Source organism: Streptomyces sp. NPDC001634, from assembly GCF_040298185.1.
GTDB lineage: Bacteria > Actinomycetota > Actinomycetes > Streptomycetales > Streptomycetaceae > Streptomyces.
Window position 1 is genome coordinate 1 of sequence record NZ_JBEOZU010000167.1, and the last position, 10,051, is coordinate 10,051.

General features: G+C 72.0%; 6 protein-coding genes and 1 pseudogene. All 7 read right to left on the reverse strand.

Going from position 1 to position 10,051, the window contains the following annotated elements:
* Nucleotides 1-173: 173 nt before the first annotated feature.
* Nucleotides 174-1,472 (reverse strand): Ig-like domain-containing protein, encoded by a 1,299-nt coding sequence (locus ABT186_RS46465; RefSeq protein ID WP_351930456.1) that lies wholly within the window; start codon nucleotides 1,470-1,472, stop codon nucleotides 174-176.
* Nucleotides 1,473-1,532: 60 nt separating this feature from the next.
* Nucleotides 1,533-2,432 carry a hypothetical protein gene (locus tag ABT186_RS46470; RefSeq protein WP_351224791.1) on the reverse strand — a complete coding sequence of 300 codons (900 nt, stop codon included), beginning with the start codon at nucleotides 2,430-2,432 and terminating at the stop codon, nucleotides 1,533-1,535.
* A gap of 25 nt (nucleotides 2,433-2,457) precedes the next feature.
* On the reverse strand, nucleotides 2,458-4,326 hold the full coding sequence (locus ABT186_RS46475) for a WxL protein peptidoglycan domain-containing protein (protein ID WP_351930458.1): 1,869 nt from the start codon (nucleotides 4,324-4,326) through the stop codon (nucleotides 2,458-2,460).
* 138 nt (nucleotides 4,327-4,464) lie between these two features.
* Nucleotides 4,465-6,039, reverse strand: a complete 1,575-nt coding sequence (locus ABT186_RS46480) for an Ig-like domain repeat protein (protein ID WP_351930460.1) — start codon at nucleotides 6,037-6,039, stop codon at nucleotides 4,465-4,467.
* 47 nt (nucleotides 6,040-6,086) lie between these two features.
* Nucleotides 6,087-7,097, reverse strand: coding sequence for a substrate-binding domain-containing protein (locus ABT186_RS46485; RefSeq protein WP_351224785.1), 1,011 nt, complete (start codon nucleotides 7,095-7,097; stop codon nucleotides 6,087-6,089).
* A 99-nt stretch (nucleotides 7,098-7,196) separates the two neighbouring features.
* Nucleotides 7,197-9,761, reverse strand: coding sequence for a hypothetical protein (locus ABT186_RS46490; RefSeq protein ID WP_351930462.1), 2,565 nt, complete (start codon nucleotides 9,759-9,761; stop codon nucleotides 7,197-7,199).
* A pseudogene (locus ABT186_RS46495) lies at nucleotides 9,758-10,051 on the reverse strand (hypothetical protein); the annotation flags it as partial. The pseudogene ABT186_RS46495 and the gene ABT186_RS46490, both read right to left, overlap by 4 nt.

The following is a 10,051-nucleotide window of genomic DNA, read 5'->3' on the forward strand; positions in this document are numbered from 1 at the left end:
CCCGCCGCGCCCCCCGGGGCCCTGTTTCCACACGGCGCACGGGGCTACCCGCAGCCGGGGGCCGGGGCCGGGGCGCGCCGCCCTAATGGGGCGTGGTGCCGGGGCCCGGCCGGGCCCGGCGGCCGACACGGTGTCGGCTGCCAGGGGCCCGGCCGGGGAGGCGGTCGGTGCCGTCATCCGATCCTCACCGACACGGAGGTGGCGGTCCCGTTGGCGTATCCGGCGCGCTTCGCCGTGACCGTCACGGTGAGGTTGTGGCCGCGGTCCGCGCGGGTGGGAACGTACGTCGAGCGGGTTGCACCGCTGATCGCCCGGCCGTCGCGCTTCCAGACGTAGCTGTACGACGTGGCCGCGGGGGTCCAGGTCCCGGTCCGGGCGGTCTGCCTGTAGCCCACCCGGTGGGTGCCGGCGATCGAGGGCTTCGTCCCGTTCTTCAGGGCGGGGCCGAGGGCCACGGTCACGGCGGGGCTGGTCGAGGTCGCGCTGCCCGTGCTGTTGGTCGCGGTTGCCCGGCAGGCGATCCTGTGCGGGTAGTCGGCGGAGGCGAGCGTGCGGGTGCGCCCGGTCGCGCCGCTGAGCACCGTGCCGTCACGGAGCCAGGCGTACGAGACGGAGCTCGCGCCGCTGAACGAAACCGAACAGGTCACCGTGGAGCCGACCCGCACGGTGCCGGTCACCTTCGCGGCCGTGACGACCGCCGGGGGCTTGATCTTGACCGTGTACGAGAGGGGCGCGGAGACCGAGGCGCCGTACGCCGCCGGGTCGGACGGCGTGAACTCGGCCTTCAGCGCGTGGGTGCCGACGGCCAGGGCGCTGGTGGTCAGGGTGGCCGTTCCGCCGGTCACGGCGACCGGGGTGCCGAGCTGGGTCGTCCCGTCGAGGAAGCGCACGGTGCCGCCCGCGTCGGCCGGGGCGACGGTCGCCGTCAGCTTCACGGCCGTGCCCTCGACGACCGGGCTCGCCGGGCTCGCCGCGAGCGTGGTGGTCGTGGCAGTGGTGGGCGTGGTGCTCTGGTAGGCGGTGTTGGAGGTGAACCAGATCGGCGCCGCGAAGTCGCCGTACGTCGCCGATCCGAATGCCGCCCGGCAGGTCAGCGTGAAGTCGTAGCGGCCCTGGAGGGTGGTGAAGCCCGCCGTGCTGGCGTAGTCCCGCATCGTCTGTGTCAGCGGCACCACGATGCCGCCGTTCGGTGCGGTGGAGTACGTGCTGATCGGCGAGTTGCTCACCACGATCTGGCCCTCGGCCGGGAAGCCCGAGCCCTTCACGGCGACGATGAGGTTGGTCGCGGGCTCCGGGCACGGCGCGGCCGTGGTCAGCGTGATCCCGCTGGTGTCCGTGCCGGTGGCCGGGGACACCTCCATCGAACCGAGGACGTCGGCCTCGGCACCGCCCGTGCCCAGCACGAGCGCCCCGGCGGCGAGCACGGACACGAGCGTGGCCGCCAACGAGCGGCGTACAGCCTTGGCATGCATGGTGTGTCGTTTCTCCCAGTCTTTCCCGGTCTTTTCCGGTCTCTTCCGGTCTCTTCCGGCTCAGGAATTCGAGGTGTCGGCGGACGGGAAGTCCTCACGCGGACGGGCGCGACGGACGATGACGACGCCCGCGAGGACCAGCGCGGCCGACAGGGCGCCGAGCGCGCCCGCGTTGGCGCCGGTGTGCGCCAGGGACCCGTTGCCGCTGCCCGAACCCCCGCCCGACGCACCGCCGTTGACGTTGGTCGAGACGTTCTCGGAGCCGCCGCCCGTCGAGGTGTCCGTCGGGGAGGCGGTGTCGGTGGGCTGGGAGGTGTCGGTCGCGGACGCGGAGTCCGTGGGCGTCGAGGTGTCCGTCGGCGAGACCGTGTCCGTCGGCGTGGCGGTGCCCGAGGGGGTCGCGGACGTGGTGGCCGTGGTGGTGGGCGTGGTCGTCGGCGAGCTGGTCGGACCGGCCGGGTCGGTGTTCCGGTAGGCGGTGTTGGAGGTGAACCAGATCGGCGTCGTGAAGTCGCCGAGGCTGGTGCCGTTGAAGGCCTTGCGGCAGGTCAGCGTGAAGTCGTAGCGGCCCTGGAGGGTCTTGAAGCCGGCCGTGTTGGCGTAGTCCCGCATCGTCTGGGTCAGTGGCACCACGATGCCGCCGTTCTGCACGGTCCCGTACGTGGTGATCGGCGAGTTGCCCACCACGATCTGGCCTCCGGACGGGAAGCCCGAACCCTTCACCGAGACGATGAGGTTGGTCGCGTCGGCCGGGCAGGCCGCCGAGGTGGTGAGGGTGATCCCGCTGGTGTCGGCGCCGGTCGCGGGTGTCACTTCCATCGCGGCGGCGTCGGCGGCCGACGCCTGGACGGCGGTCACCGCGGTGACGAGCAGCCCGGCCGTGCCGCAGGCCGCGATCAGCGAACCGACGCGGACGGCGGCCGCCCGGGACATCCGGGGTGTGTGGGGTGCGAAGGACACGGTGTTTCTCTCCTTTGGCAGTGGGTCAGGACGTGGTGGAGGTGTCGGCGTTCGGTCGCTCGGTCCGGGCTCGGCGGCCGCGCGCCCAGAGGGTGACGCCCGTCAGGAGCGCCAGCAGGAAGACGGTGAATCCGCCCACCGACCATGCGGTGAGCGCGGTGTCGGAGTCCTGGGCGGCGCTGACCCGCACTCCGTTCGGGGGCGCGACGCCCGGTGTCCCGGAGCCGCCCGGCCCGTCCGACGGCACGGGCTGCCCCGACGGCTGTACGGGCAGCCCGGGTGCCGCCTGGGACGTCGGTGCCGTCCCGCCCGGAGCCGGTGCCCCGGTGGCCGGGCTCTGCGGGACCGCCGCCTTGGGGAGCGCGACCTCGGTGCCGTCCTTGTACGCGCTCTTCTCGGCGAACAGCAGCGATCCCGTGAAGTCGTGCAGGCTCGTCAGGTCGAAGGGACCCTTGAGGCAGCTGACGGTGAACGTGTAGGTGCCGCGCAGGGTGGTGAACCCGGCCGTGGTGGCGTAGTCCCGCATCGTGAACGTCAGCGGGATCGCAAAGCCGCCGCCCGCCGCCTTCGGGTACGTGGCGAGCGGCGCGTTGCCGACGACGATCTGCCCGCCGCGCGGGAAGCCCGCTCCGGTGACACGCGCGATGACATTGGTGGTCTTCACGGGGCAGGGCGCGTCGGCGGTGAGGGTGATGGGCTGGGTGTCGCTGCCCTTGGCCGGGGTGACCGCGAGCTTCCCCGCGTCCGCAGCCCGTGCGTCTGCCGGTGTGCCTGCCACGACCGCGCCGGCGGCCAGCAGCGTCGCCGCCGCCAGGCCGACCGCCTGCTTCGCACCGGGCGCCTTGCGCACCGTACGCGTGGACTTGGCCGCCCCGGTCGGGGCGTTCCGGCGGCGCTGACGTCGTACCAGCAGCACCGCGGCGGCGCCGGCGAGCAGGAGCAGCAGGGCCAGCAGCCCCCACGGCACGGCGGAGAAGGCCACGGTGCGGGTGACGCGGGGCAGGATGCGGAACTTGATGTCGCCGCTCACCGGCTCGGGGTCGACCGTGACGGTCGTCGTGTCCCGGAACGCCGGGAGGACGCCGGTGGCCGATGTCGTGATCTTCACGGCGTCACCCGGCAGCAGCTCGGGGAGGTCTCGGAGCTTCGCCACCTTCGCCGTACCGCCCAAGGCGTCACGGACGCCGACCGCCTGATGGGCCGCCAGCCGCACATTGCCGGTGTTGCGGATGGTGTACGACACGGTCGCCGAGCCGGTGCCGAAGGGGTTGGCGGTGCCGTGGTAGACCGTGCGCAAGTCCTCGACGGCCAGCCGGGACGTGAGTTCGCCGGTCACACGGAGGTAGATCCGCACGCCGACGCGCTGGTCGACGGCGACCTTGTTGCCCTTCTTGTCGGTGGCGGAGGCCGCCAGCGAGGCGACGATGCCGCCGGTGTGGTCCCCGGGGGTCGCCTTCGGCGGGACGGTCAGGGTGAAGGGCACGATCACTCGGGAGCGGGCGGGGATCTTCACCCGGTCCTTGCCCAACGTGACCCAGGACCCGGCGTCGGTGGGCTTGCGCACCGCCGGGTAGAGGTCGAAACCGCCGTCGGCGGTGGTGTAGGCGTCCTGCGCGTACACCCTCAAAGTGAGCGGTTTCGTGCCGTAGTTGAAGACGGCGATGTGGTCCTTGACGATGGCGCCCGGGGTGGCGCCGTAGGAGAAGTTCGGCCGTGCGTCGGGCTTCTTCGCGGCCGAGGGCTGGACACCGAACGTCGTACGCCCCGTACCTCCGTGTCCCCCGTCGCCCCGTTCGATGGCCGGTGCGGTGGCCGAGGCGGTCGCGGCCGGGAGGACGGCGAGAAGGCAGGCGGCCAGGAGGGCGGCGATTCGGCGGGCTGAGGTGGTGATCATGTCGGGTCGTCCGTTCGGGCGCGGTCGGGACCGGAGCGCGGGTGGGCGGAGGTGGCCGGGACGGGCGCGATGCCCGTCCCGGCCCGGGGCGGATCCTCAGGGGGGAAGAGGTTCCGCCCCGTCAGCCATCCGCCCGGGTCAGATGGCCGTCAGGGTCAGCGTGGCGGTGTAGGTGCCGGCCACGGTCGAGGTCGGAGCGTTGAGGGCCAGGTCGGCGCCGAGGTGGGCGGTGCCCAGACCGGTGCCGTTGGCCAGGGAGCGGGAGGCCTTGAGGCCGGCCGCACCCGCGTCGGCAGGAGCGACACCGTTGGCCGCGGCGACCGAGGCGCCGGCGGTGACCGTCTGGGACGCGCCCTTGTCGATCACCTTCGGGGTCCAGCCGAGGTTCTGGCCGTTGATCTGGTGGGAGCCACCGTCGGAGAAGTCGGTCACCTGGCCGCTGACGGACCAGCCGGGGTTGCCGGCGCGGGTGTCGGTGACGGTGACCGGGTTGATCGCGCCCGTGGTGGTGAGCAGGCTGGCGTCGGCGTTGAGCTGCGGCGAGGGCAGCGTGACGTGCGGGTTGTCGACGCTGATGACCAGGGCGCCGGACTGGACGGTGGTGGTGATGTCCTCGGAGGCGGTGACGCCCTTGAAGGCACCGATCACGTACGGGACGGCACCGGAGGTGGAGCCGGTGTACGCGCTGGAGTCCGTCGGGACGAAGACCGCGGTGAAGGAGTGGTTACCCTCGGGCAGGCTGCTGGTGGTGAAGGACGCCTGGCCGGCCGCGACCGGCACGGTGCCCAGCGTGGTGGTGGTGCCGCCGACGGTGTCCTGGAACTTCACGGAACCGGCCGCCGAGGCGGGCGCCACCGAGGCCGTCATGCTGACCGGGCTGAACTTGTCCGCCGTACCGGCCGGGGAGACGGCCAGCGCGGTGGTGGTCGCGGTCGCCGGGGCGGCCTGGACGGTGTACGCGACCGCGCTGGACGTGGAGCCGTTGTAGGCGGTGCCGGACGGCGTGAACACTGCGGTCAGCGAGTGGCTGCCCGCACCCAGGCTGCTCGTGGTGAGCTGCGCCTGGCCGCCGGAGACGGTCACCGGGTTGCCCAGCGCCGTGCCGTTGTCCTTGAACTGGACCTGGCCTGCGGCGCCCGCGGGGCCGACGGTCGCGGTCAGCGTCACCGGGGTGCCCGCGGTGGCCGGGGAGGCCGGGGAGACGGCGAGGGAGGTGGTGGTGTCGGTCTTCGCGGCCGGGTCGGTGTTCTGGTACGCCGTGTTGGACGTGAACCAGATGGAGGCCGGGAAGTCACCGAGGCTGGTGCCGTTGAACGCCGTACGGCAGGTGACGGTGAAGGTGTACTGGCCGGTCAGGGTGGTGAAGCCGGCCGTGTTGGCGTAGTCGCGCATCGTCTGGGACAGCGGGATGATCAGCCCGCCGTTCGCCGCCGTGCCGTAGGTGCTGATCGGCGAGTTGCCGACCACGTTCTGACCACCGGCCGGGAAGCCCGAACCGGTCACCGAGACGATGATGTTGGTGGCGTTGCTCGGGCAGGCGCCCGAGGTGGTCAGCGTCATGCTGGAGGTGTCGCTGCCGGTCGCCGGGGTGACCTCGGCCGTGCCGATCCCGGCGGCCATCGCGGAGGGCGCCGCGATCAGGCCGCCCGCAAGCACGGCGACCAGGCTCGCGAGACCGCCCGCCAGGGCCCGCGAGAGAGTCTTCTTCAGCACTGTCGTGCTCTCCTTCTACGAGGATTTCTACGAAGATCTGAGAAGCGTCAGGGGGTCTGCTTGCTGGTGTCGCCGCAGTTGGCGTTGGCCGCGAAGCCGTAGGTGTTGATCACCGAGGTCTGCTGGCAGATGAGGGAGTTGGAGCCGACGAAGACGGTGCTCCACGGCGCCGTGCCGATCTTGCTGGTCGGAATCACGTTGTAGACGTCGCGCTTCACACCGAAGTTGCTGTTGAGGACGTTCGGCGCGAGACCGTCGACCGTGCCGAGGATGGCCCGGCCGCGGAGGTCGGCGATGGTCTGCGAGGCCTGCGCGTTGTACTGGGCGATGGAGAACGGGGCGATCGACTTGTCGTCGAGGACGCGGCCGTCGTGCTCCTCGACCGGAGCGCCGTTCTTGGTGTCCTTGATGCAGGGGTAGACACCGGCCACCACGTCGGCGTCCGTGATGCCCATCTGGGACTCCCAGAAGCTACGGGTGCCGGAGCCGGCCTGCGGCAGGTACACCGTGAGGCTGTAGTTGGGGGCGCTGCCCACGTAGTTGGGGTCGCAGTGGTAGATCGCCTTGAGGTCGGCGAGGGCGAGCTTGCGCGGCACCGTGCTGGTGGGCGTGATCGCGTAGCTCACGGCGTCCACGGCGAACGGCACATAAGTCAGGCCGGGGCTGGCGGCCGACAGGTTGAGGCTGGAGGAACGGGAGAAGTCCAGGCAGCCGTCACCGGCTCCACCGTTCGCCTGCAGCGAGTTCAGCAGGGCGGTGCGGCCGGCGCCCGAACCGTTCGGGCGGTTGATGGTGCAGCCCGGAGTGGTGGCGGGGTCCTTGGTGGTGATCTGGGCCGAGCCGACGGCGTTGTACGAGCCGATGACCTTGGTGCCGTTGATGGTGATGGCGTTGGACAGCGCGTTCATCACCTCCTGCGTGGTGTCGGAACCGACACCGGAGAGCTGGCGGTACGTGGGCGTGCCGGACGGGTCGGCAGCGGCCTGCTGGGCGCTGATGGCGCCGGTCAGCAGACCGGCGATACCCACGGCTGCGACGGCTGCCATTCTCTTGTTCACGTGCGATACCTCTCGGGTTAGGCTTTCGCCGGGTGATGCCCGGCGCGGTGTTTCGGACAGTTCGTTGGCGCGGACCTGCCGTGGTTTCGGGTTCGGGCATCACCTCCCCGGTCCGGTGGACGGCTTGTCCCTGGTGCGCCAGGCCTCGACGGCGGCCACGAGTCGCGGCACGGCCCTCGGCAGGACGGGCCCGCAGACTGCGGCGGCGAGGCCGGTGACCAGGGCGATCAAGAGGGCGTAGCGCACGGCGCCGAGCGCCCAGGCCGGGGTGCGCAGCAGCGGGCTGCCGGAGACGGCTGCGGGTGCGGTGGACGGTGAGCCGGACGGGTTCGAGGAAGCGGACGGGGAAGCTCCGCTGCCCGCGGCACCTGCAGGGGAGGACTGTCCGCCGGACGTTCCGGCGCCTGCGCCCGCCGCACCGCCCGAGCCCGCGCTCCCGCCGCCGCCCGTTCCGCCCGAGGTCCCCGTGCCGGTACCGCCCGCCCCGCCGCCGGTCGACGTGTCCGACGTCGAGGTGCCCGCCCGGGAGGCGATGGCGTCGGCGGCCGCGCGGGTCCGGGCACGGACCTCGGCGGGCAGCGGGGCGTAACCCGCGGGGAGGGTTCCGGTCGACACACCGGGCCGCTGTCCGTCGCCGGCCGCGTACCGCAGCAGGGCCGCGTAGTCCTGGCCCTCCTTCTTGGTGAGCTTCTCGGGCACGGTCGCGGCGTAGGTGAGGAGGGTGAGCGGATAGGCGTCACGGCTCCTCGTGACCGGGTCGGGGCTGTCGACCCCGCTGACCCCGCTCGGCTTCATGGCCGCCTGGCCGGCGAGCAGTCCGCGGGTGTCGGGGGCCACGAAGCGGCCGGCGGCGTTCTGGAGGTTCGCCGTCACCAGGCCGTAGCGCGCCGCGGTCGCCGTGTCGGTGAGGGCGAGAACGGCCCGCTTTCCGGCCGGCTGCGGGGGGTTCTTCTTGTACGCGGGCGGCGTCGCGGTGTTGTCCCAGTTCGTGCGGGCCAGCGTGTCGCCGCGTGCGGCGGCTCGGGCGGCCGCGTGCAGGTCGGTGGCGTAGGGGTGCTTGTCCTGGATGCACAGCGGGTTGTCGGGATGGTCCTCGAACTGCTGGCAGTACGGGTCGCTCTTCGGGAACTCCTCCCGCGGCAGCGCCATGTTCTTGTAGTTCGAGTTGACCGTCATGCCCGAGAAGGCGGGGTCGCCGTACCGTCCCTTGTTGTCGGGAGTGCCGCTGAGGAACTCCCGGGCCGCCGGGTCGTGGCCCACCCAGTTCCACAGCTGCCACGCCGCGTCGGACAGGGCCTCGGGCACGAGCACGTCGCCGAGGCTGCCGCCGAAGTCCAGGTCGTTGTAGTCGGGGTTGTACTTGAGGAACTCCGGGTCGCGGCCCAGGTTGAAGGGGTTGCCCTCGGTGCTCTTGGCGAAGCGTGAGTTGCCGTCGGGGTACGACTCGGTGAGCAGCTTGGCGACCAGGCGCGGGGTGAGGTTGAGCGAGGTCAGCCGTGCTCCGTCGCGTGCTCTCACCCCCGCGGGCGCATTGAATCCGGCCTGGCTCTCGATGAAGAAGCCGATGGTCAGACCCGACAGGGCCACGGGCGCGTAGACCGGGCGCTGACCGGCCGGGACCTGGTCGCCGGTGGCCGGCCGGCCGAGGAAGACCAGTCCGGGCGAGCCGGAGACCAGTTTGGCGCGGGCGGTGTCGTCGGTGACCTGTGCGTAGCCGTAGATCGTCTTGTTCGCGGACTGGCACAGGGCGGGCTGCCAGCGGGTGACGGCCTCGGCGGCCATCTCGTTGCCGAGCGTGCTCCGCTCGTCGGCGCCGATCGGGCAGAAGCTCCCCATCGGTTCGAAGCTCAGCGGTACGACGAGACGGTGCTGCCAGTTGCTCGCGCTGAGCGGCGACGACTCCAGCATCCCGCTGGGCCGGGAGGCGTACGAGGTGCCGTCCACCTCGCTCTCGTCGCGGGGCACGACGACCAGCCAGCACTTGCGCCCGACCTTCGCTCCGGAGGTCCCGGCGGGTACCTCGCCGCAGCCGAGGCCGGGTGCCTCGAGTCCCGTCTGGGCCTCGAAGTAGACCTCGCCGGTGCCGTCGGGGCCGGTGCGGGCGTAGGGGATCTCGTTGGTGGTGTTCACATCGTAGAACTCGTTCCAGTTCCCCTTCTTGATCACATCATTGGTGACCGAGTGGAACGGGACGTACGAGATGCCGGTGCCGGTGGCCGGCGGCAGTTGCTGCGCCGGGTCCTTCAGGCTGCCGTAGTTCAGCTGCCGGGTGTTGGTGTACGCGCCCGCGGCCTGGCTGCCGGCGCCCGCGCCCAGTGCGGAGGAGCCGCCGAACTGGCACTGCTCGGGGTCGGGACCGTCCTTGCCGTCGCCCCAGCACTGCATGATCTGCAGGTAGTTCGCGGCGTAGGTGGTGTCCGAGACCGTGGGAGCGGCACCCTTCCAGGAGATCTTGAGTACCTGGTTGACCAGATTGCGGGTCTGACTGACCGTCACCTTCAGGTTCGCGTAGGACCCCGTGCCGGAGACCGTCACGGCGGAGACGGAGTCGGCGGCCTCGGCGGGCCCGGGCGCCGAGACGAGCATGGCGGTGCCGATCACCGAGAACAGAGCGAGCGCGACGGCGGCGGACGTGGTGACGAAGCGGCGGAACGCGGCGATCATGACCTGCCCCGCTTCAGCCGCCGGGTGAGCAGCGGAGGCCCGACCGTCACGGCCAGCAGCAGTACGCCGGCCACCGCCATCAGTGCGGTCCGTGAGCCGCTGCTGATGCTCCGGGAGGTGCTGACGGGGACGGCGAACGCGTCGGCCCCCGTGCCGCCTGCCGAGCCGCCGTTCGCCCCGACGACCTGGCCGGTGTCCGGGTCGATCGTGGCGCCGCCCGAAGCCCCACCGGCGCCGCCGGAGCCCTTGCCCGTGCCCGGGGACGCACCCCCCGTGCCCGCGCCCGAGCC